The 26,130-nt window shown below is 73.0% G+C and carries 24 protein-coding genes and 1 pseudogene; 11 read left to right on the forward strand and 14 right to left on the reverse strand.

Going from position 1 to position 26,130, the window contains the following annotated elements:
* Positions 1-64: 64 nt before the first annotated feature.
* The 7 genes from FB563_RS11915 to FB563_RS11945 form a co-directional block, all read right to left on the reverse strand.
* Positions 65-244: a hypothetical protein gene (locus FB563_RS11915; protein ID WP_023547678.1), complete on the reverse strand. Its 180-nt coding sequence runs from the start codon at positions 242-244 to the stop codon at positions 65-67.
* A gap of 418 nt (positions 245-662) precedes the next feature.
* Positions 663-1,334 carry a hypothetical protein gene (locus FB563_RS11920; RefSeq protein WP_055708031.1) on the reverse strand — a complete coding sequence of 224 codons (672 nt, stop codon included), beginning with the start codon at positions 1,332-1,334 and terminating at the stop codon, positions 663-665.
* 231 nt (positions 1,335-1,565) lie between these two features.
* On the reverse strand, positions 1,566-2,363 hold the full coding sequence (locus FB563_RS11925) for a type III pantothenate kinase (protein ID WP_055708030.1): 798 nt from the start codon (positions 2,361-2,363) through the stop codon (positions 1,566-1,568).
* A 5-nt stretch (positions 2,364-2,368) separates the two neighbouring features.
* A complete protein-coding gene (nadC, locus tag FB563_RS11930) occupies positions 2,369-3,346 on the reverse strand; it encodes a carboxylating nicotinate-nucleotide diphosphorylase (RefSeq protein WP_055708029.1) in 978 nt (325 codons plus the stop codon).
* A 29-nt stretch (positions 3,347-3,375) separates the two neighbouring features.
* The gene (locus FB563_RS11935) at positions 3,376-5,085 is read right to left on the reverse strand and encodes an L-aspartate oxidase (protein ID WP_055708028.1); all 1,710 of its coding nucleotides are present in this window, start codon (positions 5,083-5,085) and stop codon (positions 3,376-3,378) included.
* Positions 5,082-6,074, reverse strand: coding sequence for a pantoate--beta-alanine ligase (gene panC / locus FB563_RS11940; RefSeq protein WP_055708027.1), 993 nt, complete (start codon positions 6,072-6,074; stop codon positions 5,082-5,084). The genes FB563_RS11935 and panC overlap by 4 nt, the downstream gene beginning before the upstream one ends.
* Entirely contained in the window at positions 6,071-7,036 is a 966-nt protein-coding gene (locus FB563_RS11945) for a Rossmann-like and DUF2520 domain-containing protein (protein ID WP_055708026.1), read from the reverse strand. The genes panC and FB563_RS11945 overlap by 4 nt, the downstream gene beginning before the upstream one ends.
* A 241-nt stretch (positions 7,037-7,277) precedes the next feature.
* On the opposite strand from FB563_RS11945, the gene FB563_RS11950 reads away from it, so the two are divergent.
* Positions 7,278-8,471: a threonine aldolase family protein gene (locus tag FB563_RS11950; RefSeq protein WP_055708025.1), complete on the forward strand. Its 1,194-nt coding sequence runs from the start codon at positions 7,278-7,280 to the stop codon at positions 8,469-8,471.
* On the opposite strand, the gene FB563_RS11955 is transcribed toward FB563_RS11950, so the two are convergent.
* On the reverse strand, positions 8,472-8,678 hold the full coding sequence (locus FB563_RS11955; protein WP_055708024.1) for a hypothetical protein: 207 nt from the start codon (positions 8,676-8,678) through the stop codon (positions 8,472-8,474). It abuts the gene before it with no gap.
* Positions 8,679-8,852: 174 nt separating this feature from the next.
* Between FB563_RS11955 and FB563_RS11965 the strand changes: the two genes are divergently transcribed.
* Complete coding sequence (locus FB563_RS11965) at positions 8,853-9,956, forward strand: DUF5937 family protein (RefSeq protein WP_055708023.1); 1,104 nt, start codon at positions 8,853-8,855, stop codon at positions 9,954-9,956.
* Positions 9,957-10,737: 781 nt separating this feature from the next.
* Here FB563_RS11965 and FB563_RS11970 read toward each other — a convergent pair.
* Complete coding sequence (locus FB563_RS11970) at positions 10,738-11,409, reverse strand: response regulator transcription factor (RefSeq protein ID WP_055708022.1); 672 nt, start codon at positions 11,407-11,409, stop codon at positions 10,738-10,740.
* 67 nt (positions 11,410-11,476) lie between these two features.
* Positions 11,477-12,685, reverse strand: coding sequence for a sensor histidine kinase (locus FB563_RS11975; RefSeq protein WP_055708021.1), 1,209 nt, complete (start codon positions 12,683-12,685; stop codon positions 11,477-11,479).
* Between the two features lie 118 nt (positions 12,686-12,803).
* Here FB563_RS11975 and FB563_RS11980 point away from each other — a divergent pair, with 118 nt between their 5' ends.
* Positions 12,804-14,069 (forward strand): SAM-dependent methyltransferase, encoded by a 1,266-nt coding sequence (locus FB563_RS11980; protein ID WP_411573204.1) that lies wholly within the window; start codon positions 12,804-12,806, stop codon positions 14,067-14,069.
* Between the two features lie 7 nt (positions 14,070-14,076).
* Here FB563_RS11980 and FB563_RS11985 read toward each other — a convergent pair whose 3' ends face one another.
* Positions 14,077-15,228 (reverse strand): NADH-quinone oxidoreductase subunit D, encoded by a 1,152-nt coding sequence (locus FB563_RS11985; RefSeq protein ID WP_055708020.1) that lies wholly within the window; start codon positions 15,226-15,228, stop codon positions 14,077-14,079.
* A 31-nt stretch (positions 15,229-15,259) separates the two neighbouring features.
* Between FB563_RS11985 and FB563_RS11990 the strand changes: the two genes are divergently transcribed.
* Together FB563_RS11990 and FB563_RS11995 are read left to right on the forward strand one after the other, a co-directional pair.
* Positions 15,260-15,763 carry a PH domain-containing protein gene (locus tag FB563_RS11990; protein ID WP_055708019.1) on the forward strand — a complete coding sequence of 168 codons (504 nt, stop codon included), beginning with the start codon at positions 15,260-15,262 and terminating at the stop codon, positions 15,761-15,763.
* Positions 15,760-17,091 (forward strand): PH domain-containing protein, encoded by a 1,332-nt coding sequence (locus FB563_RS11995; protein ID WP_055708018.1) that lies wholly within the window; start codon positions 15,760-15,762, stop codon positions 17,089-17,091. The genes FB563_RS11990 and FB563_RS11995 overlap by 4 nt, the downstream gene beginning before the upstream one ends.
* An 87-nt stretch (positions 17,092-17,178) precedes the next feature.
* Here FB563_RS11995 and FB563_RS12000 read toward each other — a convergent pair whose 3' ends face one another.
* Positions 17,179-18,603, reverse strand: coding sequence for a hypothetical protein (locus FB563_RS12000; RefSeq protein ID WP_199832911.1), 1,425 nt, complete (start codon positions 18,601-18,603; stop codon positions 17,179-17,181).
* A gap of 96 nt (positions 18,604-18,699) precedes the next feature.
* Positions 18,700-19,824 carry an alpha/beta hydrolase gene (locus tag FB563_RS12005; protein ID WP_055708017.1) on the reverse strand — a complete coding sequence of 375 codons (1,125 nt, stop codon included), beginning with the start codon at positions 19,822-19,824 and terminating at the stop codon, positions 18,700-18,702.
* 227 nt (positions 19,825-20,051) lie between these two features.
* On the opposite strand from FB563_RS12005, the gene FB563_RS12010 reads away from it, so the two are divergent.
* The 6 genes and pseudogenes from FB563_RS12010 to FB563_RS12035 all read left to right on the forward strand — a co-directional run bounded on the left by FB563_RS12010 (position 20,052) and on the right by FB563_RS12035 (position 25,389).
* Positions 20,052-21,866, forward strand: a complete 1,815-nt coding sequence (locus tag FB563_RS12010; protein ID WP_055708016.1) for a phosphatidylglycerol lysyltransferase domain-containing protein — start codon at positions 20,052-20,054, stop codon at positions 21,864-21,866.
* 107 nt (positions 21,867-21,973) lie between these two features.
* Positions 21,974-22,870, forward strand: a pseudogene (folP, locus tag FB563_RS12015) (dihydropteroate synthase); the annotation flags it as partial.
* A 194-nt stretch (positions 22,871-23,064) separates the two neighbouring features.
* On the forward strand, positions 23,065-23,592 hold the full coding sequence (locus tag FB563_RS12020) for a nuclear transport factor 2 family protein (RefSeq protein ID WP_055708015.1): 528 nt from the start codon (positions 23,065-23,067) through the stop codon (positions 23,590-23,592).
* A gap of 261 nt (positions 23,593-23,853) precedes the next feature.
* Positions 23,854-24,213 (forward strand): dihydroneopterin aldolase, encoded by a 360-nt coding sequence (gene folB, locus FB563_RS12025; RefSeq protein ID WP_055708014.1) that lies wholly within the window; start codon positions 23,854-23,856, stop codon positions 24,211-24,213.
* Positions 24,210-24,821, forward strand: coding sequence for a 2-amino-4-hydroxy-6-hydroxymethyldihydropteridine diphosphokinase (gene folK / locus FB563_RS12030; RefSeq protein WP_055708013.1), 612 nt, complete (start codon positions 24,210-24,212; stop codon positions 24,819-24,821). The genes folB and folK overlap by 4 nt, the downstream gene beginning before the upstream one ends.
* Before the next feature lie 79 nt (positions 24,822-24,900).
* Entirely contained in the window at positions 24,901-25,389 is a 489-nt protein-coding gene (locus FB563_RS12035) for a DUF3180 domain-containing protein (protein WP_055708012.1), read from the forward strand.
* 24 nt (positions 25,390-25,413) lie between these two features.
* Here the strand turns inward: FB563_RS12035 and folE are convergent, their stop codons facing one another.
* Complete coding sequence (gene folE / locus FB563_RS12040; RefSeq protein ID WP_055708011.1) at positions 25,414-26,019, reverse strand: GTP cyclohydrolase I FolE; 606 nt, start codon at positions 26,017-26,019, stop codon at positions 25,414-25,416.
* Between the last annotated feature and the right edge of the window lie 111 nt (positions 26,020-26,130).

Below are 26,130 nucleotides of genomic sequence, written 5' to 3' on the forward strand. Positions count from 1 at the left end.
CGCGAACGCGAACAAAAGGGACGCAGAGCTCGCAGTTACGGAGAGCGGAGCTCGGCGGACTGTCTCAGGCGTCGCCGCCGGCGGAGGCCTGACGCGCGCTCTCCGCGCGCGCGAGGGCGGCGTCGACGGCCGCGTCCTCCTTGGCCTTGGCGGCCCCGCCCTGGGTCTTCACGATCACCCTGACCACACCGATGAAGAACACGGCCATCACGACCGGGGGCACGAGCGCGGAGACGTAGTCCATGCCCCCCAGAGTAGCCACGGGACCACACCCGAAAGGTGCGGGGGTACGCAAACCCCTCGGCCCCATCACCCCACCTGCGCCTCCGGCAACGCGCGAGCCGCCGACGGCGCGTCCGGCCCACCAGGGCCACCCGACCCGGCGACGGTGGCTGTACACGTGGCGCCGACGGCAGGACGGGGCCGGCCGGAGGGCGGGGGATGGCCGGAGGGCGGGGGATGGCCGCAGGGCACGGACGGCCGCAGGGCACGGACGGCCGGAGAGCACGGACGGCCGCAGGACGCGGACGGCCGCAGCACGGACGGCCGCAGGACGCGGACGGCCGCAGGACGGACGGCCGCAGGACGCGGACGGCCGGAGAGCACGGACGGCCGCAGGGCAGGGGTGGCCGCAGGGCGGGGGTGGCCGCAGGGCGGGGTGGTCAGCCGGCGGCCAGCTGGCGGGTTTCGGCCGGGTTCGACGGAGGCGCCGGCTTGCGGCGCGGGAAGACCTCCCCCGGCGTCGGGATGGGCCGCTTCGGCGCCCCCGGCTCCGTGCCGGGCCGCTCCCCGGGCGTCGGCGCAGGTTTGGGCGCGGGCTTCTGCGCGGGCTTCTGTGCGGGCTTCTGCGGCTCCCCGGCCCGCTCCTCGTCCTGTGCCACCCCGGACGCTCCCCCGCCGCCGGGAAGGGCCAGCAGGCGGGTGCGAGAGGGCGGTACGGCGGGCGCCGGCACCTTGCGCGCGCCCTGTGCGAACCGGGCCCGTACGTCCTGCTCGGCCAGCGCCTGGCAACGGTCCAGCAGAGCAGCCGCCGCCGGGTTCCCGCGCAGCGCCCGCAGCGCGGCGAGATCGTCCGGCGTCGGCCGGTGGCCGGCCCCCAGCGCCTCCTCCAGGAGGGTGAGGTAGCCGGCGGCGGTACCCGGCAGCGCCGCCCGGTACCGGCCGAGGTCGGCCACCAGGAAAGCGCGCAGTCTCGCCCCCTCGCGCATCGCCTCGTCGAGCGACTCGGCGAGCCGGAAGCAGTCCTGGACGTCCTCGGCGGACGCTTGGCCGGGGTGAAGGGCGAGGGCGAGGGCGCGGCGGAGCACACGCAGCTCCTCCACGCCGAACGCCATGCCGCCGCGGGATCCGTATGGCGTGGGCATGCGGCGACGCTACCGCTAATCGGACAAAAGTGACGAACAAGGATGATCTTCTCGTCGCGTGTCGCTCCCGGTTTCCCTCGACCGGGGCTACGGCAGGCACACGGCCGAGCCCGCGGCACGCACGCGTGGTGCGGGAAAACCGGCGCCCCTCCCAGGCGCCGGTCACCACACGGGCGCCGGTCACCTCACGCGCCGGTCACCTCACAGCCGCGACACGTTCCGCTCGTACACCAGCCGCAGCCCGATCAGCGTCAGCCACGGCTGGTGCTCGTCGATCACCGAGGACTCCCCCAGCACCATCGGCGCGAGCCCGCCCGTGGCGATCACCCGCACGTCGTCCGGGTCGTCGGCGAGCTCCCGTGCCATCCGGCTCACGACCCCGTCGACCTGCCCGGCGAAGCCGTACACGATGCCGGACTGCATAGCCTCGACCGTGTTCTTGCCGATCACGCTGCGCGGCCGGGCCACCTCGATCTTCCGCAGCTGCGCGCCCTTGACGCCGAGCGCCTCCACGGAGATCTCGATGCCCGGTGCGATGACACCGCCGACGTACTCCCCGCGCGCCGAGACCGCGTCGAACGTGGTCGCCGTACCGAAGTCGACGACGATCGCCGGGCCGCCGTACAGCTCGACGGCCGCGACCGCGTTGATGATCCGGTCCGCGCCGACCTCCTTGGGGTTGTCGGTGAGGATCGGCACGCCCGTCTTCACGCCCGGCTCGACCAGGACGGCGGGGACGTCGCCGTAGTAGCGCCGGGTGACCTCGCGCAGCTCGTGCAGCACCGACGGGACGGTCGCGCAGATCGCGATGCCGTCGATGCCGTCGCCCAGCTCCTCGCCCAGCAGCGGGTGCATGCCCATCAGGCCCTGGAGCAGCACCGCCAGCTCGTCCGCCGTGCGGCGCGCGTCCGTGGAGATGCGCCAGTGCTCGACGATGTCCTCGCCGTCGAACAGGCCGAGGACGGTGTGCGTGTTGCCGACGTCGATCGTGAGGAGCATCGCGGTTACTCCGCCTCGCGCAGGTCGAGGCCGATGTCCAGGATCGGCGCGGAGTGGGTGAGGGCACCGACGGCCAGGAAGTCCACACCGGTGTCGGCGTACATGCGCGCGGTGTCGAGCGTCAGCCGGCCGGACGCCTCCAGCAGGGCGCGGCCGTGGACGATGCCGACGGCCTCCGCGCACTCGTCGGGCGTGAAGTTGTCCAGCAGGATCAGGTCGGCGCCCGCCTCGACGACCTCGCGCAGCTGGTGCAGGGTGTCGACCTCGACCTCGATCGGCACCTCCGGGAAGGTCTCCCGTACGGCCTTGAAGGCCTGCGCGACGCCACCGGCGGCGACGACGTGGTTGTCCTTCACCAGGGCCGCGTCGGACAGCGACATGCGGTGGTTGACGCCGCCGCCGCAGCGGACGGCGAACTTCTCCAGCGAGCGCAGGCCCGGGGTCGTCTTGCGGGTGTCGCGGACCTTGGTCTTGGTGCCCTCCAGCGCGTCCGCCCACGCGCGCGTGGCGGTCGCGATGCCGGACAGGCGGCACAGGATGTTCAGCGCGCTGCGCTCGGCGGTCAGCAGGTCACGCGTGCGCGTGGTGACCGACAGCAGCTTCTGCCCGGCCTCCACACGGTCGCCGTCCTCGACGTGCCGCTCGACCTCGAACTCGTCCGTGCAGACCACGGAGAGCACGGCCTCCGCGACCCTCAGGCCCGCCACGACGCCCCCCTCGCGCGCGGTGAAGTCGCCGGTGGCGGTGGCGTCCTCGGGGATGGTCGAGACGGTCGTCACGTCCACCCCGCCGTCCAGGTCCTCCTGGATGGCCACGTTGGCGATGTCCTCGACCTCGATCGGATCGAGCCCGGCGGCGGCCAGCAGCTCGGCGAGCGCGGGGTCGAGCCCGCTCTTCAGGTACTCCTCGTCGCCGTCCGCGCCACAGGCACAGCCGTCGCCGCAGCCGCCGGTCGGGGCGAGGGGAAGGTCGTCGGTGCTCACGTCTGTCACTGCTCCTGAGGCGCTGGGTGTTACCGGGTAGGGGGGAAGTCTGCGGTGTTGGTGGTGTGCACGGCCAGCGACCGGTCCGGGTTCAGCCGTACGACGATGTGCCGCCGCCACTGGGTGTCGTCGCGCTCGGGGCTGTCCTCGCGCCAGTGGCAGCCCCGGGTCTCCTCGCGCATCCGCGCGGCGGCGACCAGGACGCGGGCGACACACAGGAGGTTGGTGGCCTCCCAGGTGTCGACGCCGGGCTCGGCGGTCTTGCCGTTCTCGTGGAGGGCGTCACGGGCCTCGCTGTGCAGTTGCTGGAGCTGCTCGGCGGCCTTCGCGAGGGAGTCCTCCGAGCGCAGCACGCCCGCGCCCTCGGTCATGATCCGCTGGATGGCGAACCGGGCCTCGGGGGCGAGCAGCGGGTGCTCCGGCTTCTCGGGGTCCGGGACGGGCTGGGGCACACGCGCGTGGAGGCCGTTCTCCGCCCGCGCGGCGACGATGTCGGCGGCGATCCGCTCGGCGTAGACCAAGCCTTCGAGGAGGGAGTTGGAGGCGAGCCGGTTCGCGCCGTGCACGCCGGTGCACGCGACCTCGCCGCACGCGTACAGGCCGGGCACGGTCGTACGCCCCTGCGCGTCGGTGCGAACGCCTCCGGAGGCGAAGTGGGCAGCCGGGGCGATCGGGATGGGCTCCGTGACCGGGTCGATGCCGTTGACGCGGCAGGCGGCCAGGATGGTCGGGAAGCGGCGTTCCCACATCTCGGCGCCGAAGTGCCGGGCGTCGAGGAACATGTGCTCGGCGTCCTGCTCCAGCATCCGCCGCAGGATGCCCTTGGCGACGATGTCCCGCGGCGCCAGCTCGGCCAGCTCGTGCTGCCCGACCATGAAGCGCACGCCGTCGGCGTCAACCAGGTGGGCGCCCTCGCCGCGCACCGCCTCGGACACCAGCGGCTGCTGGCCCTCGGCGTCCGGGCCGAGGAACAGGACGGTCGGGTGGAACTGGACGAACTCCAGGTCGCTGACCTCGGCGCCCGCGCGCAGCGCCAGCGCGACGCCGTCACCGGTCGACACCGACGGGTTGGTGGTCGCGGTGAACACCTGCCCCATGCCGCCGGTCGCGAGCACCACCGCGGGGGCGTGCACGGCGCCCACGCCGTCGTGCTGGCCCTCGCCCATCACGTGCAGCGTGACACCGGCCGTACGGCCCTCGGCGTCGGTGAGCAGGTCCAGCACGAGCGCGTTCTCGATGGTGCGCAGCCCGCGGGCGCGTACCGCCTCGACGAGCGCCCGGGAGACCTCCGCGCCGGTCGCGTCGCCACCCGCGTGCGCGATCCGGCGCCGGTGGTGGCCGCCCTCGCGGCCGAGGTGGATGTCGCCCTCGTCGTCGGTGTCGAAGTGGGCGCCGGTGGAGATCAGCCGCCGTACCGCGTCGGGGCCCTCGGTGACGAGGATCCGTACGGCCTCCTCGTCGCACAGGCCCGCGCCGGCCACCAGGGTGTCCCCGAGGTGCTGTTCGGGCGTGTCGCCCTCGCCGAGCGCCGCGGCGATACCGCCCTGCGCCCAGCGCGTGGAGCCGTCGTCCAGGCGGGCCTTGGTGACGACGACGGTCGTCAGGCCCGCGGCCTCGCAGCGCAGAGCGGCGGTCAGACCGGCCACTCCGGAGCCGACGACGACCACGTCCGCCGGGATGGACCACCCGGGGGCGGGCGCGTGCAGTCGTATGCCTGTGCTGGTGCCTGTGCTGCTCACGAGGCGGCTCCGAAGGTGAGAGGGAGGTTGTCGATCAGCCGGGTCGTGCCGACCCGGGCGGCGACGGCGAGGACGGCCTCACCGGTGAAGTCGTCGCCGATCTCCGTGAAGTCCGACGGGTCGACGAGCGCCAGGTAGTCCAGTTCGAGCGGCGGGACGAGCCTTGCGGCCTCGTCCAGCACCTGGCGGGCGGCCGCGCGGACGGCCGCCGGGCCGCCCGGGGACGCCGTGGCGACCGCGTGCGCGTCGGCGGCCGCGCGGGACTCCCCGAGGGCGCTCAGCGCCTCGGCACGCGCCTGCGTGGAGGGCACTTCGCGGGCACGCGCGCGCAGCGCCTCCTGCGCGGCGTGCCGGTCACGGCCCGCGAACAGCGCGCGGGACAGCGCGAGCGCGGTGCGGCGCTCGTCCGGGGAGAGGTAGCGGTTACGGCTGGACAGGGCGAGCCCGTCCTCCTCGCGCACGGTCGGTACGGCGACGATCTCGACGCCGAAGTTCAGGTCCCGCACCATGCGCCGGATCAGGGCCAGCTGCTGGGCGTCCTTCTGCCCGTAGAGGGCCACGTCGGGGCGCGTGAGGTGGAGCAGCTTGGCGACGACGGTCAGCATGCCGTCGAAGTGGCCGGGCCGCGAGGCGCCCTCCAGGCGTTCGCCCATGGGGCCGGCGGTGATCCGGACCTGTGGGTCGCCGCCGGGGTAGACCTCGCCCACGGAGGGCGCGAACACCGCGTCCGCACCGGCCCGTTCGGCGATCTTGAGGTCGGCGTCGAGGGTGCGCGGGTATCGGTCCAGGTCCTCGCCCGCGCCGAACTGCAGCGGATTGACGAAGACGGTGACGACGACCTCGCCGTCCGCTCCTGCGATCTCGCGCGCGGTGCGGATCAGGGTGGCGTGGCCGTCGTGCAGGGCGCCCATGGTCATCACGACGGCGCGGCGGCCGCGTCGCACGCGCGCGTGGAGCTCGTCGGCGGTGCTCAGCAGGGCGGTGGTCATCGGTCGTTCCCCTCGGTGCCGTGAGTGCCGTTCGTGCCGCCCGGGCCCTTCGTGCCGCCGGCGCCGTCGGCCAGCACGCCGAGCAGGTCCTCGGCGAGTTCGGGCTTGAGCAGGCCGTGCGCGAGCGCCCGGTCGGCGGTCGAGCGGGCCATGGCGACATAGCCCGCGACGGTCTGCGGGGCGTGTCTGCGCAGCTCCGTGATGTGCGCGGCGACCGTGCCGGCGTCGCCGCGCGCGACGGGCCCGGTGAGCGCCGCGTCGCCGGAGCGCAGCGCGTTGTCCAGGGCGGCGCCGAGCAGCGGGCCGAGCATCCGGTCGGGTGCCTCGACGCCCGCGGTGCGCAGCAGCTCCATGGACTGGGCGACGAGGGTGACCAGGTGGTTGGCGCCGAGCGCGAGGGCCGCGTGGTAGAGCGGGCGGTTCTGCTCGCTGATCCACTCGGGCTCGCCGCCCATCTCGATGACGAGGGCCTGGGCGGCCAGGCGCAGTTCCTCGGGCGCGGTGACGCCGAAGGAGCAGCCGGCAAGCCGCTGGACGTCCACGGGCGTGCCGGTGAAGGTCATCGCCGGATGCAGGGCCATCGGCAGCGCGCCCGCGCGCAGGGCGGGGTCGAGGACCCGTGCGCCGTACCGGCCGGAGGTGTGCACGAGCAGTTGGCCGGGCCGTACCGCACCGGTCTCGGCGAGACCGGAGACCAGGCCCGGCAGGACGTCGTCGGGGACGGTGAGCAGCACCAGGTCGGCGCGCTGCAGGACCTCGGCCGGCGGTACCAGCGGCACATCCGGGAGCATGGTCTCCGCGCGCCGCCGGGAGGCGTCGGAGACGCCGGAGACGGCCACCGGGCGGTGCCCGGCGAGCTGGAGGGACGCGGCGAGCGCCGGGCCCACGCGGCCGGCGCCGACGACGCCGACGGTGAGCCGCGCAGGGCGGTCCTTGAGGTCTTGCTGGTGGACTGTACTCACGCGACGGCGGCCTTCCCGTTCCAGTCCGCTCTGGGTACCGGACGATTTCTCGTCATGTTAACGCTATCTCGGTCCGGCGCCGATCGGTTGTCCACAGGCTGTGGGTTACGCCACGTGTACGGCCCGCAGCCGCATGTCCAACCGGTGCCCTGGCCGCGCCTCGGCCCGCGCGGCGTCGCCACGCGTGCGTGCGCCGAAATCCGGCTGCCCGAACGGGCCCCCCGCGCGGCATGATCCGCACATGACTGACACGGCGGAACCGAGCGACGAACAGCAGACGGCGCAGTCCGGACGGGAACGGATGCGGGAGCGGCGCCGGGCCGCCTTCGCGAAGGCGGAGCGCGTGCTGTCGCGCCCGGGTTTCCAGCGCACGATCCGGGAGCGGCTGGCAGCTCTCCAGGAAGCGGCACCCGAGGTGTACGACCTGGACCGGAATGCGGACATCTACGGCAACGGGATCGTGGCTGACCTGGAGGAACGGGTCGCAGCCCTGCTCGGCACGGAGGCCGCCGCGTTCTTCCCGACCGGCACGATGGCCCAGCAGGTGGCCCTGCGCTGCTGGGCGGGCCGCACCGGCAACCGCGCGGTCGCCCTGCACGCCCTGGCCCACCCGGAGGTGCACGAACGGCAGGCCTTCAGTGAGGTCAGCGGGTTGCGTCCGGTGCGTGTGACCAGTGAGCCCCGGCTGCCCACCGCCGCCGAGATACGCGACTTCGACGAGCCCTTCGGCGCGCTGATGCTGGAACTGCCGCTCCGGGACGCCGGTTTCGTGCTGCCCACCTGGGAGGAGCTGACCGAGGTCGTCGAGGCCGCGCGGGAGCGCGACGCGGTGGTGCACTTCGACGGTGCGCGCCTGTGGGAGTGCACCGTCCACTTCGGCCGGTTTCTGAAGGAGATCGCGGACCTGGCCGACAGCGTCTACGTGTCGTTCTACAAGTCCCTCGACGGCTTCGGCGGCGCCGCGCTGGCCGGCCCGAAGACGCTGGTGGACGAGGCGAAGACGTGGCGGCACCGCTACGGCGGCATGGTCTTCCAGCAGTTCCCCACCGCGCTGTCGGCGCTCGCCGGTCTGGAGCGTGAGCTGCCCCGGCTGCCGGACTACGTGCGGCACGCGCGCGTGGTCGCCGCCGCGTTGCGGGAGGGTTTCGCGGCGGCGGGGGTCCCGTGGGCGCGCGTGCACCCCGGCGAACCGCACACCCACGACTTCCAGGTGTGGCTGCCGTACGACCCGGACGTCCTGGCGGAGGCGGCGGTGCGCCAGGCCGAGGAGACGGGGACGTTCCTCTTCGCCGGTCCCTGGGACCGTGGCGGGCCGGGGGTGTCCTTCATCGAGGTCGCCGTACGCGCGCCGGGCCTGGAGTGGACGGCGGACGACGTACGGGCGGCCGTCGCCGACTTCGTGGAGCGCCTGCCTACGGGTGATCACGCGGGGTGATCACAAGGCGCGCGGGCGCAGCCACCGGCGCAGCGCGCACCGCACGCGCCCTCGCGCCGGACGCCCGGCGATGACCGCCTGGAAGCGCCGGTAGTCGCGCAGTTCGCGGACCAGGTCGGCGTCGTGCCGGCCGGGCACGGGCGGCTCCGGTTCGCCGAGCACGCGGGCACGGTAACTGTCCAGGAGGTACTGCTGGGTGATGCTCATGGCGGATCGCCTTCTCGGGACGTGGACTGATCGGTGACGGACGGGTGTCCGATCGGGCTCCGCGGCTGCCCCGGTGCCTCCAGCCTGCTCCCGGCCGGGGCGGCTGTCCCGTGGATTGACGCCTGCCGTCAATCCACGGCGGCACTGTCAGTGGCCGGGTGCACGATGGAGCACATGAGCGTGACCATCGACATCACCGGACTGCCGCTGGAGCGGGTTGTCGTCATGCCCTCTCCGCTGGCGGAGCTGGGGATGGCCCTGCACGCCCTCAGCGAGCCCGGCCACCACCCCGGCCTGCAGGGCTGGGCGACCGCCGTCTCCTCCGGGCTGGACCCCTGTCTGGCGGACCGGCTGTGCGAGGCCGACTTCCTGTGGCGTACGACGTTCTCCGACGTCTTCGCCCCGTTCGCGGGCATCCCCGGTGGCCGCGCGCTCCCCGGCGCCACCCTCGCCGAGGAACTGGAGCAGCTCGACAAACTGACGGACGACCAGTTCGTCACGTCGGCCCTGGAGTTCACCTGCCAGTTGCGCTACGACGTCCAGGAACCCGGCCCGCTCCAGGACCCGGAGCTGCGCCGCCGCTCCCTGGAACTGGCCGCCGCGCGCGGTGCTGTACAGGAGCGGTTCACGCGGCGGCTGCTGGAAGATCCTCCGGCCGTCCGTGCCTGGTTCCGGGAGCTGATGCTCGACTGCGACGAGGCGTTCTTCGCCGACACCTGGGCCCGTCTCCAGCCGCAGCTCGCTGCCGACGCCCGGCACAAAACCGAGCTGCTGCGCCGCAAGGGCCTCGGGGAGGCGCTCGCGGCCCTGTCCGGAGCCATCTCCCTGGACGAGGAGTCCGCGCTCATCACGGTCGACAAACTCCTGGTGGGTCGCACCGCGACCGGCGACGGCGGGCTGGTCCTCGTCCCGACCAGCCTCGGCTGGCCGCACGTGATGGTCCTGCACCGGTACGGCTGGCAGCCCTCGATCACCTACCCGGCCAGCGGCTCCCGTCCGCAGGCCCCCTCCGTCGAGCAGCTCACCCGCCGCATGGAGGCACTGGCCCACCCGGTGCGGATGCGGCTGTGCCGGCATCTGGCGCGGGCCCCGCACACCACGAGCGAACTGGCCGACGCGCACGGCATGTCGGCGCCCGAGATATCCCGGCACCTGGCGGTGCTGAAGAAGGCGGGCCTGATCACCGACTGCCGCCGGGGCCGGTACGTACAGCACCAGCTGGACCTGGCGGCGGTGGCCCGGCTGGGCAGCGACTTCATCGAGGGCGTCCTGCGCTGAGGCACCTCCCCGAGGCGAACGCCACCCGTGAACGCCGGGGGCCGGCGGCAGTGCCACTCGGCCGTGACCGTGGGCAGGCGGGCGTGCGCGTGCCAGGGTGCCCGAGGGGCCGGCGGGACCGCGCGTGCTCAGGCTGTCCGCAGGCAGGTGTGAGGGCCCCGTGCCCAGGCTGTCCGGGGGCAGGCGCGAGGGCTCATGCCCAAGCTGTCCGCGGGCAGGTGTGAGGGCCCGTCTCCAGGCTGTCCGGGGGCAGCGCGAGGGCCCGTACCCAGACTGTCCGAGGGGCAGGCGCGAGGGCCCGTACCCAGACTGTCCGAGCGGCAGGCGCGACGGCCCTTGTCGGCCCTGTCCGCGGCCGGCAGCCGACAGCGTCGGTCGCAGCCACGTCCGCGGGGCAGCCGACGCAACCGGCCCCGGACCGCCCTGGACGCGCCGACACCCGCCACCGCAGCCGGTCCCAGCCGGGGCGTCAGGGGCAGCCGGCCGAGGCCGGTCCCCGTCATGGCGCGGGACAGCCGACCAAGGCCAGTCCCAGCCAAGGCGCCGCAGGGCAACCAGTCCCGGTCCCAGCCACCGGCAGCATCCGACAAGGCCGATCCGAGCCATGGCCCGCGAGCAGGCAACCAAGGCCAATCCCAGCCACGGCGCCAGCGGGCAGCCGACCAATCCCGGCCCCAGCCATCCCCCCCGGCAGCAACCGACAAGGCCGGTCCGAGTCATGGCAGCAGGCGGCAGAGCCGGCCCCAGGCTTGGCCCCGGGAGGCAAGCGGCAGCGCCTGTCTCAGCCGTGGCCGCCCGCGCGGACCAGTCCCGTCTCGTAGGCGAGCACCACGACCTGCACCCGGTCGCGCAGGGAGAGCTTGGTCAGGATGCGGCCCACATGGGTCTTCACCGTCGCCTCGCTCAGCACCAGGCGGGCCGCGATCTCACCGTTGGACAGGCCCTGCGCGACCAGCACCATCACCTCGCGCTCCCGGTCGGTGAGCCGCTCCAGCTCCTTGTGCTGCGGCTCCTTGCCGGTGGACGGCAGCATCGGCGCGAAGCGGTCCAGCAGGCGCCGGGTGGTGGAGGGCGCCACGACCGCGTCACCGCTGTGCACGGCCCTGATCGCGCCGAGCAGGTCACCGGGCGGTACGTCCTTGAGCATGAAGCCGGAGGCGCCCGCCTTCAGCCCGGAGAAGGCGTACTCGTCCAGGTCGAAGGTGGTCAGGATCAGCACCTTGGGCGGATCGGGCTCGGCGCAGATCCGCCGGGTGGCCTCGACGCCGTCCAGTTTGGGCATGCGGACGTCCATCAGGACGACGTCGACGGGCGTGGACCGCACCACCTGCAGGGCCTCGACGCCGTCACCCGCCTCCGCCACGACCTCCATGTCCGGCTGGGCGGCGAGCACCATCCGGAACCCGGTGCGCAGCAGCACCTGGTCGTCGACGAGCATCACGCGGATCGTCATCGGGCCTCTTTCGGTCGGATTTCGTTGGTACCGGTGTTTCAGGTGTGTCAACCAGACGCGTGCCGCGTCAGTGCGCCGGTTTGAGCGGGAGAAGGGCACTGATGCGGAATCCTCCGCCCGGGCGCGGCCCCGCGTCCAGGGTGCCGCCGACCATGCCGACTCGTTCGCGCATACCGATCAGACCGTGCCCCTGGCCGTCGGCGCCACCCTCCTCGTACAGCTCGTGCGGCGCGCCCTTGCCGTCGTCCTCGACGAGCAGCCCGAGCCCGTCGTCGAAGTAGACCAGCCGGACGCTCGCGCCCGCGTTGGGACCGCCGTGCTTGCGGGTGTTGGTGAGTGCCTCCTGCACGATCCGGTACGCCGTCAGCTCCACGCCGCTCGGGAGCGGGCGCGGGGTGCCCTCGACCTTGAAGTCGACCGGGAGTCCGGAGCTGCGGCACTGCTCGATCAGCTCGTCGATCTGGTCGACGTCGGGCTGCGGGACGTACTCCCCGCTCTCCTGGTGCTCGCCGGTGCGCAGCACGCCCAGCAGGCGGCGCATCTCGGCGAGGGCCTGACGGCCGGTGGAGGAGATCGTCTCCAGGGCCTTCTTGGCCTGGTCGGGGGCGGCGTCGAGGACATAGGCGGCGCCGTCGGCCTGCACCACCATCACCGACACGTTGTGCGCCACCACGTCGTGCAGCTCGCGCGCGATGCGGGCGCGCTCGGCGGCCACCGCGACCTTGGACTGCGCCTCGCGCTCCTTCTCCAGGCGGGCCGCGCGCTCCTCCAGCTGGGCGAAGTAGGCGCGCCGGGTGCGCATGGAGTCACCGAGCACCCAGGCCAGCGCGAAGGGGACCGTCTGGAAGACGACTATGGCGGTCTGCCCGAGGAGGCTGCTGTGCCCGGCGGGCCAGCGGAGCTGCGCGAGGGTCGCCGCGACGAGGCTGGCGGCGAGCGCGAGCCTGGAGGCCCAGCGTGCGCCGATCGCCGCCACCGTGTAGGTGATCACCAGCAGCGCGAAGTCGGCGGCGGTCGTCTCGACGTCCAGCACCAGCTGGGCCAGGCCGGCCGCGAGGGCGACCAGCAGCATCGGCTCCGGGAAGCGGCGGCGCAGCGCGACGACGGCGCACAGGACGGCGGACACGGCCATCCCCGCGGCAAGCGACATGTGGTGCGGGCCGGGCCGCAGGCTCATGCTCACCACGACCGTTCCGGACAGCCCGAACAGGACGACGGCCCAGAAGGCGTCGACCCCGGTCGGGTGGCGGCGGAGGAAGTCGTAGAGGCGCTGCACGTAACCCAGAGTAGGGAAACGGGATGCGTGCAGGGGTCAACCGGAGGGCCGATCCGCGCCCGGGGCACGTACTCCGCAAGGTGGAGGAAGTGATCATCTGTGTGCCTAGTCTGGTCCGGTGACGGATGAGACGGCACGGCAAGCGGGACGCGCCCCCGGCGACGGACACGGCCGGCGCGGCGGGCGCGGCGGGCGCGGCGGGCGCGGCTGGCGTGGCGGGCGTGGCTGGCGTGCGGCGACCGAGGCTGCGCTGTACGGTCCCGGCGGCTTCTACCGCCGCCCGGAGGGCCCGGCCGGGCACTTCCGTACGTCCGTGCACGCCTCCCCGCTGTTCGCGCAGGCCGTGGCCCGGCTGCTGTGCCGGGTCGACGAGGTGCTGGGGCGGCCGCCGGCGCTGGACTTCGTCGACATGGGCGCGGGGCGGGGCGAACTGGTCACCGGGGTGCTGGCCGCCCTGCCGGCCGACGTGGCGGCACGCGCGCGTGGGTACGCCGTGGAGCTCGCCGACCGCCCGGCCGGACTGGACGCACGCATCACCTGGCTGGACACGGCCCCGGCTGCCGTCACGGGGCTGCTGTTCGCCAACGAGTGGCTGGACAACGTGCCCGTGGACGTGGCCGAGGTCGACCCGCAGGGCGTGCCCCGGCTGGTGCTCGTCGCCGACGACGGCACCGAACGGCTCGGGGAACCGGTGACGGGCGCGGAGGCGGACTGGCTGGCTCGGTGGTGGCCGCTGCCGGCCGAGGAAGGGCTGCGTGCGGAGATCGGGCTGCCCCGGGACCTGGCGTGGGCGGGGGCGGTGGAGCGGGTGGTGCGCGGGCTCGCGGTGGCCGTGGACTACGCGCACACCGTGGACACGCGCCCCCCGTTCGGGACGCTCACCGGCTTCCGGGAAGGGCGCGAGACGGCGCCCGTGCCGGACGGGTCGTGCGACATCACGGCGCACGTCGCACTGGACGCGTGCGCGGCGGCCGCCACGGCGCACCCGCCCTCGCCTTCGCCCTGCGACACGGCGCACGCCCCGCACACGCCCCTTGGCACGACACGCGCGCTCGGGGAGGCGTCGGTGCCCTCCGGCACAGCGCATGAGTCCACTCGCCCAGCGCAGGAACTTTCCCGCCCAGCGCGCAGACTGCCCCCCGCGCGCCTCCTCACGCAGCGCGCCGCCCTGCGCGCCCTCGACATCACCGGCGCACGCCCCCCGCTCACCCTTGCCTCCGCGGACCCCGCGGCCTACGTGCGCGCCCTCGCGAGCGCCGGGGAGGCCGCCGAACTCACCGCCCCCGGCGGTCTCGGCGACTTCGGCTGGCTGGTCCAGCCGGTTGGAATTCCGGACCCGCTCGTTGGTTTTCCGGACCCTCGCCTGAGCCGGCCCGGTCCCTGAGGCCGGCCTACTTGTCGATGTCGCCGACCACGAAGAACATCGAGCCCAGAATGGCCACCATGTCCGCCACCAGGGTCCCCGGCAGCAGCTCGGTCAGCGCCTGGATGTTGTTGTACGAGGCAGAGCGCAGCTTCAGCCGGTACGGCGTCTTCTCGCCCTTGCTGACCAGGTAGTAGCCGTTGATCCCGAGGGGGTTCTCGGTCCACGCGTACGTGTGCCCCTCGGGCGCCTTCAGCACCTTCGGCAGCCGCTGGTTGATCGGCCCGGGCGGCAGCTCGGCGAGCCGGTCCAGGCAGGCGTCGGCGAGATCGAGCGCGTTGTGGGTCTGCTCCAGCAGAACCTCGAAGCGGGCGAGGCAGTCGCCCTCGCTCCGGGTGACGACCTTCAGGGTGTCCTGGAGGTCGCCGTACGCCAGGTACGGCTCGTCGCGACGCAGGTCGAAGTCGACGCCCGAGGCGCGCGCGATGGGGCCGCTCACGCCGTAGGCGTGCACGGTCTGCGGTGTCATCGCGCCCACGCCGCGCGTGCGCCCCCGGAAGATCTCGTTGCCGAGCACCAGGTCGTCGAAGACGTCCATGCGCGAGCGCACGTCGGCGACGGCGGCACGCGCGCGTGCGGTCCATCCGGCCGGCAGGTCCTCCTTGAGGCCGCCGACCCGGTTGAACATGTAGTGCATGCGGCCGCCGGAGATCTCCTCCATGACGTTCTGGAGCACCTCGCGCTCCCGGAACGCGTAGAACACCGGAGTGATGCCGCCCAGCTCCAGTGGGTAGGAGCCGAGGAACATCAGGTGGTTCAGCACCCGGTTCAGCTCGGCGAGCAGCGTGCGCATCCACACCGCCCGCTCGGGCACCTCCATGCCGAGCATCCGCTCCACGGCGAGGACCACGCCCAGCTCGTTCGAGAACGCCGACAGCCAGTCGTGGCGGTTGGCGAGCACGATGATCTGGCGGTAGTCACGCGCCTCGAAGAGCTTCTCGGCGCCGCGGTGCATATAGCCGATCACCGGCTCCGCGCGCACGATGCGCTCCCCGTCCAGCACGAGCCTGAGCCGCAGCACGCCGTGCGTGGACGGGTGCTGGGGCCCGATGTTGAGCACCATGTCGGTGCTTTCCGCGGCGCCGCCGATCCCGACCGTGGTCTCCGTCGTAGGAGTCATGGCCCCAGTTTCCCCTACGTACGCTGGCCCCATGGAAACGGGGAGCCCGGATGAGACCGGGATACCGGGGGCCGAGCTGGAGTGGCGGGGGCTGCGGCCCGCTCTGATGCGGTTGCGCAGGCTGCTCGTGGTGGGGTGGACGGCGGCTCTCGCGATCGTCACCGGGCTGCTCCTGGGCCTGCTGGTGGGGCCCGCGTGGGCCGCCTTCGCCCTGGTGCCCGTCGTCGGCGCCGCGTGGTGCTGGCGGCTGGTGGGCCGTAACTGGCGCTCATGGCGGTACGCCGAGCGGGCGGACGACCTGCTGATCAGCCGCGGTGTCCTCTGGCGTGAGGAGACGGTGGTGCCGTACGGGCGGATGCAGCTGGTGGAGGTCACCTCCGGGCCCCTGGAGCGGCGCTTCGGGCTGGCCACCGTGCAGCTGCACACGGCGGCCGCCGCGACCGACGCCACCATCCCCGGCCTGGACCCGGCCGAGGCCGAACGGCTGCGCGACCGGCTCACCGAGCTGGGCGAGGCACGATCGGCGGGCCTGTGACGGGCCCGGACCACGGCGAGGAGATACCGGCGCCCGCGCCGGTGACCGAGCGCCGGCTGCACCCCGTCACGCCGCTGCGCCGGGCGTGGGCGCCGGTCGCCGTACTCGCGGGATGGGCGGTGCACGACCCGAACGCGACGCAGGCGCAGCTGGCGCGGCTGACCACCACCGCGCTGCTGCTGGGGCTCGCGGTGCTGGTGCCGGTGGCCGGTCTCTACGGCTTCCTGTCCTGGTGGTTCACCCACTTCGCCGTCACCGACACCGAACTGCGCATCCGTACCGGCCTGTTGTTCCGGCGCACCGCGCACATCCGGCTGGAGCGCATCCAGGCCGTGGACGTCTCCCGGCCCCTCCTCGCGCGCGTGGCGGGCGTCGCCAAGCTGCGGATCGACGTCGTCGGTGCCGACGACAAGGACGAGCTGGCCTTCCTCGGCGAGCAGGAGGCGCGCGCCCTGCGCGCGGAGCTGCTGGCGCGCGCGGCGGGTTTCGCTCCCGAGACGGCGCGCGAAGTCGGCGAGGCGCCGGCGCACGAGCTGCTGCGCGTGCCGCCACGCGCGCTGGCGCTCTCCCTGGCGCTGACGGGCGCCACCTGGGGCTCCCTGTGCGCCGCGCTCGTCGTGCCGACCGTGCTGTGGCTCACCACCCACAACCTGTGGACGGTCCTCGCGACCGCCCTGCCGCTGTTCGGCGCGGCCGGCGCGAGCAGCGCGGGACGGTTCGCCGGCGAGTTCGACTGGAAGGTGGGCGAGTCGCCGGACGGCCTGCGCATCGACCACGGGCTGCTGGACCGTACGCACGAGACGGTCCCGCCCGGCCGGGTGCAGACCGTGCGGATCGTGCAGCCGCTGCTGTGGCGGGCGCTCGGCTGGGTGCGGGTGGAACTCGACGTGGCCGGGTCCGCCAACTCGGTGCTGGTACCGGTCGCTCCGCTCCCCATCGCCGAGTCGGTCGTCACGCGCGTGCTGCCCGGTGTGACGGTGCCTCAGCAGCTGTCACGTCCGCCGGGACGGGCCCGCTGGTGCGTGCCGGTGTGGTGGCGCGGGCACCGCCTCGCGGTCACCGGCGCGGTGTTCGCCGCCCGGCACGGTCTGCTGCGCCGCCGGCTCTCGCTGGTGCCGCACGCCAAGGTGCAGAGCGTGCGGCTGAGCCAGGGGCCCTGGCAGCGTCTCTGGCGGCTCGCCGACGTCCACGTGGACACTGGGGCCGACAAGACCGTGACGGCCGGTCTGCGGGACGCACGGGAGGCCGCGCGGCTCCTGCACGCCCAGGCTGAGCGGTCCCGTACGGGCCGCCGGGACGCACGCCCCGACCGCTGGATGACCGGATGACACGAGGCCCGGCTCCCCTGTTGCGGGAAGCCGGGCCTGGTGCCTGGTCCTGGTGCGTGGTCCGTGGTCCTGTTGTCCGGTGCGGTCTCAGGAAGCCGCGGTGCGCAGCCCCTGGACGTCGATCTGCTCGGTCTCGTCGTGCGCGGTCAGGTCGATGACCTGGCCGACACCCGCCGACCGCGCGTCGGCGTCCTTGAACGCGGCCTCGGTCTCCGCCTTGTGCACCGCGAGGGCCTCCGGGCCGACGACGTCGGCGAGATCCTCGTTCTGCACGGAGTCCAGCGCGGCCTTCGGGGCGCCCTTCTGGGTGCCGAAGAAGTCGAAACCGCCCTCGACCGCCGGGCGCCGGGCGGGCGCGGCCGGTACGACGGCCACCGCGGTCGGCACCGTGAAGTGCCCGGCGGGCGGCGGCCCCACGGGCTGGGCGGGCTCGGCCGGTGCCATGGGGTCGGCGGCCGCGCGCGCGTGCCCGCCGACCGCCACGGGCTGCCCCTGTGCCTCGTCCTCCTGGCCGGCCGGCGCACCGGCCTCGCTCACGGAAACACCGGCGGTGTCCGTGACACCGTCCGCCGCGCCTTCGCCGGCGTCCTTCCCGTCGCCTGCCGGCTGCGCGGCGGACCCGGCACCGCCCGCGTCTGCCTTGCGGACAGCGGCCTTGGGCACATCGGCCTTGCCGAGCACGGCGGCGCCCGCGTCGGGCCCGGTCCCACCGGCGTCGGACTCACCGGTCTCGGAAGCCGCCGCCTCCGGGGCCGTGTCCACGCAAGCCGCATCGGAAGCCGCGGGCGTGGCCGTGTCCACGGAAGCCTCGGCGTCCGTCTCGGCGGCCTCGGAGTCGCCCGAGGCCTCGCCGTCGAACCGGGCCAGGGCCATGAGGGCCTGCCGGTACAGCCGTGCGCCCTCGGGCGAGAACACCGCGTACGCCGTCGGCTCGTCCCCACGGTCCGCCCCGGGCCCAGCGGCCTCGGCGGGCTTCTCGGACGCCGTCACCTCGGCCGGCTCCAGGTCCGGCTCGGCGCGGCGCGCGGGCGGCAGCGCGGGCGAGGACGAGGGCACGGCCGCCTCGAGCTCCAGCAGCCGACGCCCCTCCAGGGCGCTCGCGCGCTCGGTCTCCGCCGTGGCGTACCGGCGCAGCAGGGCCGCGTGCTCGTTGCGCAGGCCGGCCAGCTCCGCGCGCTTGGCGCGCAGCCGCTGCTCCAGCTTCGTGCGCAGCTCGCGCGACTCCTCCAGGTCGGTCTCCAGTTCGGCGACCCGCTCCTCGTACCGCCACTCGTCGCTGGCACGCGCGCGTGTGAGGTCGGCGACCTGCTTGCCCGCATGGATGTCCCAGCGACGCATCACGAACGCGCCCACCACGGCCGTGGCCGCAGCGGCCCCGGCGAGCGCGCGCAACACCGTGGCCTCGGAGAACACCCAGGGACCCAGCGCGCAGACGAGGGAGACGCCGGCGATCGCCGACGGGGGCAACAGCCGGTGCAGAGGTGGTGAATGGCGGTGGCGTCCACGTGGCATGGCCAGAAACTTACCGCGCGTAGGCGAATCGTGGACCCCCGCCCCGTAAAAACACGGCCACATCCCCGGCCTCACGCGGCGTCAGGCGCAGGAGGCTCAGTGGGCGACCAGTCGCGAGCTGAGCCACTGGAGCGTGGCGGGGATCTCCCGCCGCCAGGTGTTGAAGTTGTGCCCGCCGCTCGGAAGGATGATCGAGGAAATCCTGGTCACGTTCGTGTCCTGCACACTCTTGATGAACTTGAGCGTGTCCTTGTAGTTGTGCTCGCCGACCCTGCTGCTGGTGACGAGCAGCGACGTCTCGGGCGCGGTCAGGTGCTTGAGCGTCCAGAACAGGTCGGATCGATTCTGCAGGTTCTTGTCGCCGTGGAAGAGGTCCCCGGTCGTGGGGTCGATCGGCGCCTTGTAGTACGGCGACAGGCCGGCGGCGGCCGCGTAGGAACCCGGGTGGTGCATGGCGATCTTCAGCGCGCAGTAACCGCCGGTCGAGTCGCCGACGATGCCCCAGCTGGCGGGCGTCTTGTCGACCCGGTAGTGGGCCATCACCGACTCGCGCAGGTCCTTCGCGAAGAATGTCTCGCTCTGCGGGCCACCGGGAACGTCGACGCACTCGGTGTCGCGCGGCGGCGCCACGGTCGGCCGCAGCATCACCAGGATCATCGGCTGCATCTTCCCCTGCCTGGCCAGCTGTCCCGCCGTGCTGGGGTAGTTCAGCTTGTTCACCAGCGCCTCGGCCGTGCCGGGGTAACCCGTGAGGACCACGGACACCGGGAACTTGCGCGCGCTGTTGTTCGGCTGGAAGTACTCCGGGGGCAGATACACGAACGCAGGCGTGGAGAGATGTGTGGTACGGCCGATGATGTCGACCTTCTGCACCTGCCCGGCCACCTGCGGCAGCGTGCTGCTCGCACCGATGACCTTGGACGTGGCGACCACCTGGATGGGGCTGTTGGCGCCGCCCGCTATGTGGTCGACGACCACTCCCGGGGCGTTCTCCTGGCCGAACAGGTCCGCCCAGCTGGCGTAGAAACCGAAGGCCTGGTTGGCGGCGAGGCCCACCGAGGCGAAGAGTGCCAGCTGGGTGGTGAGCAGCAGACCGACCCGCCCGCTGACGGCCCGCCAGCTCTGCCTGGCCAGCCGCGGCCACAACCACACCGTGCAGACGAACAGCAGCACGGCGAGGACGATCGCCAGCATCAGCACTTTGTTGCTCGTGAGTCCCATGGGCTGTTTCCTGCCTGCGCTTTCCGCCCGGCGCCGCCCACGCTTCCTTGCGAAGGCTTGCCCGGGGCTTTCCTCGGCCTTTGACCCGACTTTCCGGTGGGGAGTGAACCTCTCTCCCCAAGACACCGTCCTAGAGGGCGCAATGTCGCCGGATGCCCGATAGGGGCCCGGGTCCAAGGTCTCTCGCAGAACTACGGGATGCGATGTCTGTCAGGATAGATGGGGAAATGTCGGGCGGGGTTCCGAGCCGATCCAGCCGGGCGCGGCGCATACTGCGCGGCCCGCGCCCCGAGGCCGTTCCCGTCCTTGTCGGCAGGGCGGCCGCTCTCGTGGGCGTCCTGGACATTGCCGCGGGCGTGTTCCCGCGCTTCCGTCACAGCCGTATGCACGCTATCGCCGAGGTGCTGCCGGGCTCGTTCGGCCCCTTCGCGGCCGCGCTCTCGCTGAGCTCCGGCGTGCTGTTGCTGCTGCTCGCGCACGGGCTCAAACGGTGCAAGCGCCGGGCGTGGCGGGCCGCGGTCGCGCTGCTGCCGGCGGGCGCGGCGGCACAGTTCGCGTACCGGCACTCGGTCGTCGGCGTGCTCATCGCGGTGGCGCTGCTCGTGCCGCTGCTGCTCCATCGTGACCAGTTCGCGGCCCTGCCGGACCCGCGCAGCAGGTGGCGCGCTCTTACCAACTTCGTACTCATGAGCGCCGGTTCCCTCGTCCTCGGACTCATCATCGTCAGCGTCCACCCGCACCGGACGATCGGCGATCCGAGCCTGGCCGATCGGCTGACGCACGTCGTCTACGGCCTGTTCGGCTTCGAGGGCCCGGTCGACTACCAGGGCAACACCTCCTGGACCGTCGCCTTCTCCCTCGGTGCCCTCGGCTGGATCACCGCCGCCACCACCATCTACCTGGCCTTCCGTCCCGAGCACCCGGCCGCCCGCCTCACCGAGGAGGACGAGTCCCGGCTGCGGGCCCTGCTGGACAAGCACGGCCGTCGCGACTCCCTCGGCCACTTCGCGCTGCGCCGCGACAAGGCGGTCGTCTTCTCCCCCAGCGGCAAGGCCGCGGTCACCTACCGCGTCGTCTCCGGTGTGATGCTCGCCAGCGGCGACCCCATCGGCGACGTCGAGGCCTGGCCGGGCGCCATCGAGCGCTTCATGGACGAGGCCAAGGCCCACTCCTGGACGCCCGCCGTCATGGGCTGCTCGGAGACGGGCGGCGAGGTGTGGACCCGTGAGACCGGCCTGGACGCCCTGGAACTGGGCGACGAGGCGGTGGTGGACGTCGCGGATTTCTCGCTCGCCGGACGCGCGATGCGCAACGTACGGCAAATGGTCAAGCGCATCGAGCGAGCCGGCTACGAAACCCGGGTACGGCGCATCCGTGACCTCGGCGAGGCCGAACTGGAGCGCATCCGCCGGGCGGCGGAGGACTGGCGCGGCACCGACACCGAACGCGGCTTCTCCATGGCGCTCGGCCGCGTCGGCGACCCCGCGGACGGCGACTGCCTGATCGCCACCGCCCACAAGCAGGACGACGAACCCGGCGAGTACGGCGACCTGAAGGCCGTCCTGCACTTCGTGCCCTGGGGCAAGGACGGCGCCTCGCTGGACCTGATGCGCCGCGACCGCGGCGCCGACCCCGGCATGAACGAGCTGCTGATCGTCGCCGCCCTCCAGGCCGCCCCCAAGTTCGGCATCACCCGGGTCTCGCTGAACTTCGCGATGTTCCGCTCCGCCCTCGCGCGCGGCGAGAAGATCGGCGCGGGGCCGGTGCTGCGCGCCTGGCGCGGGCTGCTGGTGTTCCTCTCGCGCTGGTTCCAGATCGAGTCGCTGTACAAGTTCAACGCGAAGTTCCAGCCGCGCTGGGAACCCCGCTTCGTGGTCTACCGCAACAGCGCCGACCTGCCCCGCATCGGCTTCGCCGCCATGCAGGCGGAGGGCTTCGTCAACCTCGCCCTGCCGCTCCCGCGCTTCCTGCGCCGGCGCAGGGCGGCCGCCGAGCGCCCCTGCGCGCACTCGGTAGCGGAACGGGACGTCCGCGCGGCCTGAGCCCGGTCCCAGGACGGGCCCGGGCGGGTGCCCCACCCCCTCCAGCACGGGGCTTCCGCCCGGGCCGCCGCGCGTTCCCGGCCTCCTCCTGGGCCTACGCTGAACGTATGAACAACCTCAGCGGGCGCGGCCGGGTCGCCGGCCTTCCGGCATGGGACCGGTGCGCGGTCATGGGTGTCGTCAACGTGACCCCCGACTCCTTCTCCGACGGCGGCCGCTGGTTCGACACCACCGGCGCCGTCAAGCACGGCCTGGACCTCGTCGCCGAGGGCGCCGACCTGGTCGACGTCGGCGGGGAGTCCACCCGCCCCGGCGCCACCCGGGTGGACGAGGACGAGGAACTCAGGCGCGTCATCCCGGTCGTCCGCGGCCTCGCCTCCGAAGGCGTCGTCGTCTCCGTCGACACCATGCGCGCCTCCGTCGCCGCACAGTCCCTCGCGGCCGGCGCCGCCCTCGTCAACGACGTCAGCGGCGGCCTCGCCGACCCCGGGATGATCCCGGTGGTCGCCGACGCGGGCGCCCCCTTCGTCGTCATGCACTGGCGCGGCTTCCTCCAGGGCGGCAACGTCAGGGGCACCTACGACGACGTCGTCACCGAAGTCGTGGACGAACTGCACGCACGCGTGGAGGCCGTGCTGGCCGGCGGCATCGCCCCCGACCGGATCGTCGTCGACCCCGGCCTCGGCTTCTCCAAGGATGCCGAGCACGACCTGACCCTCCTCGCCCACCTCGACCGCCTGCGCGCCCTCGGCCACCCCCTGCTCGTGGCCGCATCCCGCAAGCGGTTCCTCGGCCGCGTCCTCGCCGGCCCCGAGGGCGCACCCCCGCCGGCCCGGGAACGCGACGCCGCCACGGCCGCCGTCTCGGCGCTCGCCGCGCACAACGGCGCGTGGGCAGTGCGCGTCCACGAGGTACGCGCCACCGCGGACGCGGTACGGGTCGCACGCGCCGTGGAAGGGGCGCGTACGGCAGGCTCCGCGCCGGACACGCGAAGTGAACACGCGGCGCGTGAGCCAGGGAACACGCCCGGCACTGAGGGCGAACCCCTGGTGCATCCCGCGACGGTCGCGCCCCGCGCGGAGGGCGGGCACCCGGCGCGCCCCACGGACAACACGCCGAGCGCCGTGCGCGAGCCCGGGGCGTGCGGCAGTGGGCGCGCGCCCAGTGCCCCGGGTGAGCGCGGGGCGGAAGGACCCCGGTGAGCGCCCCTCATACCGACGTCGAGCAGGTGGAGGCCGCCAACACCGCCTTCTACGAGGCGATGGAAGGCGGCGACTTCGAGGAACTGTCCTCCCTCTGGCTCACCCCCGCCGACCTGGGCGTCGACGAGGAGTACCACGACCCGGCGGACACCGGCGTGATCTCCTGCGTACACCCCGGCTGGCCGGTACTCACCGGCCGCGGCGAGGTCCTCAGGTCATACGCCCTGATCATGGCCAACACCGACTACATCCAGTTCTTCCTCACCGACGTGCACGTGTCCGTCACCGGCGACACCGCCCTCGTCACCTGCACCGAGAACATCCTCAGCGGCGGCCCCGCCCCCGAGGACGGCGCGGAACTCGGACCGCTGGTCGGCCAGCTCGTCGTCGCCACGAACGTGTTCCGGCGCACACCCGCGGGCTGGAAACTCTGGTCACACCACGCCTCCCCGGTGCTGGCCGAGAGCGCCGACGACGAACCCGGCGCCGACGGCGCGAATCCGGACGACGGCCCCCTCGCCTGACCGGGTAGACGCTCCACAGGAAGGAGCAGGTGGAACCAAGAAGTGGTTGGAATCACCTACCCCGGGGTAAAAGCCGCTACCAGCCCATGACACCGCCGGGTTTCCCCGGGGAAACACGGGGTGAACCCTCGTGATCCCGGCCCGGGCCCGCACCAGGCGGCCCGGTTTTGTCAGTGCCCGCAGGTAGATTCGTCTGAGGCCGGTGTGCCGCCCGCACGTGGTACGGACCGGTCCTTCCCGACGATTGCAGGAGTGATTCGCGTGGATCGTGTCGCGCTGCGCGGCCTCAAGGCCCGCGGGCACCACGGTGTGTTCCCCAAGGAACGCGAGGAGGGCCAGACCTTCATCGTGGACCTCGTCCTTGGGCTGGACACCCGGCCGGCGGCTGCCGACGACGACCTGGCGAAGACCGTCCACTACGGCATCGTGGCCGAGGAGGTCGTGGCCGTGGTCGAGGGCGAGCCGGTGGACCTCATCGAGACGCTCGCCGAGCGGATCGCCCAGTCCTGCCTGAAGCACGAAGGGGTGCAGGAGGTCGAGGTCTGCGTCCACAAGCCCGACGCACCGATCACCGTCCCCTTCGACGACGTGACCGTCACCATCACCCGGAGCCGAGTATGACCCGACCTTTCCTCCAGGGTCACAGCGACCCGACCGTCCAGCCGGTGCCCGCCTCGGTCGTCGAGAAGGTCGACGCCGCCGACACGACCCTGCAGAACCCCAAATGGGCCGTCATCTCCATCGGCTCCAACCTCGGCAACCGCCTGGAGACCCTCCAGGGCGCCGTCGACGCGCTCGAGGACACCCCCGGCGTCCGCGTGAAGGCCGTCTCGCCGGTGTACGAGACCGAGCCCTGGGGCGTCGAGCCCGGCAGCCAGCCGTCGTACTTCAACGCGGTCGTGGCCCTCAAGACCACCCTGCCCCCGGCCTCCCTCCTGGAGCGGGCCCACGCCATCGAGGAGGCGTACAAACGCGTCCGCGACGAGCACTGGGGCCCGCGCACCCTGGACGTCGACATCGTCGCCTACGCCGACGTCACCTCCGACGACCCCCAGCTCACCCTCCCCCACCCGCGCGCCCACGAGCGCGCCTTCGTGCTCGCGCCCTGGCACGACGTGGACCCGCAGGCCCAGCTTCCCGGCCGCGGGGCGGTGGCCGAACTCCTGTCGGCCGTCACCCGTGCGGGCGTCCAGCCCCGCGAGGACCTGGAACTCCGACTGCCCGAGTAGTCGTTAAGGTCAAGACGACTCGACGACAAGGCCGAGACGACCGCCGTCCGGACCGGTCCGGGGGAGCTGAAGGGACACCGTGAGAGAGCTGCGCATCAGGGTGCTGGCGGGCGTGTTTTTCGTGGCCGGGCTCCTGTCCTGGGCGGGCGCCCGCCTCTGGAACTCGATCGGGACCCTTCCCAGCGTCCCCCTGGCCGCCCCCATCGTGCTGGCCCTGATCGCGGTGGTCCTGCTCGCGACGGCACTCTCGCTGCGCGCCCGCTTCAGGGCCCAGCGCGAGCGCCGCCCCGGCGCTAAGGGCGTCGACCCCCTGATGGCCGCCCGCGCGGTCGTCTTCGGCCAGGCCAGCGCCCTGGTCGCCGCGCTCGTCGCCGGCATGTACGGCGGCACGGGTGTCTTCCTGCTGGAACTGCTGGACATCCCCGCCCGCCGCGACCAGGCCTTCTACGCCGGCTTCTCGGTCCTGGCCGGCATCGGCGTCATAGCGGCGGCCCTGTTCCTGGAGCGGGTGTGCAAACTCCCGGAGGACGAGGACCAGAACCCCCCGGGAGCGGAACCGGCGGCATGACCGCCGGTTTCCCCAGGCACCGGTTCAGCGCGCCATGATCAGGCTCATGGCCTCGTTCCGCGTCGCCGCGTCCCGCAGCTGACCGCGCACGGCGGACGTTATGGTCTTCGCGCCCGGCTTACGGATACCGCGCATGGACATGCACATGTGCTCACACTCGACGACCACGATGACGCCCCGAGGCTCGAGGATCTCCATCAGGGAGTCCGCGATCTGCGTGGTGAGTCGTTCCTGCACCTGCGGCCGGCGGGCGTAGACGTCGACCAGGCGGGCCAGCTTGGAAAGACCGGTGATCTTTCCCGTGACGGACGGGATGTATCCGACGTGGGCGACACCACGGAACGGGACCAGATGATGCTCACAGGTGCTGTACACCTCGATGTCCTTCACGAGCACCATCTCGTCGTGCCCCAGGTCGAACGTCGTCGTGAGCACGTCCTCGGGCTGCTGCCACAGACCCGCGAAGATCTCCTTGTAGGCCCGCGCCACCCGCGCGGGCGTCTCCCTGAGGCCCTCCCGGTCCGGGTCCTCGCCGACCGCGATCAGCAGTTCCCGTACGGCATTCTCGGCGCGCTTCTCGTCGAACTCGCCGATGGGGCCCTCGCCGTCCAGCGTCACCGGGTCGGTCATGTGCTTCCTCGTTCCTGAACTTCTGCCGCGTGACGGCGGCCACGCGTCTGCTGCGGACATACGAACGCCGCGCCCCCAGGCTAGAACCTGGTGGGCGCGGCGTTCATTCCA

Source organism: Streptomyces puniciscabiei (assembly GCF_006715785.1).
Lineage (GTDB): Bacteria > Actinomycetota > Actinomycetes > Streptomycetales > Streptomycetaceae > Streptomyces > Streptomyces puniciscabiei.

Bases quoted from the DNA above. Each gene is read 5' to 3' on its own strand.
- FB563_RS11915 (WP_023547678.1), bottom strand. From the start codon at position 244: ATGGACTACGTCTCCGCGCTCGTGCCCCCGGTCGTGATGGCCGTGTTC.
- FB563_RS11920 (WP_055708031.1), bottom strand. From the start codon at position 1,334: ATGGCGTTCGGCGTGGAGGAGCTGCGTGTGCTCCGCCGCGCCCTCGCC.
- FB563_RS11925 (WP_055708030.1), bottom strand. From the start codon at position 2,363: ATGCTCCTCACGATCGACGTCGGCAACACGCACACCGTCCTCGGCCTG.
- panC (WP_055708027.1), bottom strand. From the start codon at position 6,074: ATGACCACCGCCCTGCTGAGCACCGCCGACGAGCTCCACGCGCGCGTG.
- FB563_RS11950 (WP_055708025.1), top strand. From the start codon at position 7,278: ATGACTGACACGGCGGAACCGAGCGACGAACAGCAGACGGCGCAGTCC.
- FB563_RS11955 (WP_055708024.1), bottom strand. From the start codon at position 8,678: ATGAGCATCACCCAGCAGTACCTCCTGGACAGTTACCGTGCCCGCGTG.
- FB563_RS11965 (WP_055708023.1), top strand. From the start codon at position 8,853: ATGAGCGTGACCATCGACATCACCGGACTGCCGCTGGAGCGGGTTGTC.
- FB563_RS11970 (WP_055708022.1), bottom strand. From the start codon at position 11,409: ATGACGATCCGCGTGATGCTCGTCGACGACCAGGTGCTGCTGCGCACC.
- FB563_RS11985 (WP_055708020.1), bottom strand. From the start codon at position 15,228: ATGACTCCTACGACGGAGACCACGGTCGGGATCGGCGGCGCCGCGGAA.
- FB563_RS11990 (WP_055708019.1), top strand. From the start codon at position 15,260: ATGGAAACGGGGAGCCCGGATGAGACCGGGATACCGGGGGCCGAGCTG.
- FB563_RS12000 (WP_199832911.1), bottom strand. From the start codon at position 18,603: ATGCCACGTGGACGCCACCGCCATTCACCACCTCTGCACCGGCTGTTG.
- FB563_RS12005 (WP_055708017.1), bottom strand. From the start codon at position 19,824: ATGGGACTCACGAGCAACAAAGTGCTGATGCTGGCGATCGTCCTCGCC.
- FB563_RS12010 (WP_055708016.1), top strand. From the start codon at position 20,052: ATGTCGGGCGGGGTTCCGAGCCGATCCAGCCGGGCGCGGCGCATACTG.
- folK (WP_055708013.1), top strand. From the start codon at position 24,210: ATGACCCGACCTTTCCTCCAGGGTCACAGCGACCCGACCGTCCAGCCG.
- folE (WP_055708011.1), bottom strand. From the start codon at position 26,019: ATGACCGACCCGGTGACGCTGGACGGCGAGGGCCCCATCGGCGAGTTC.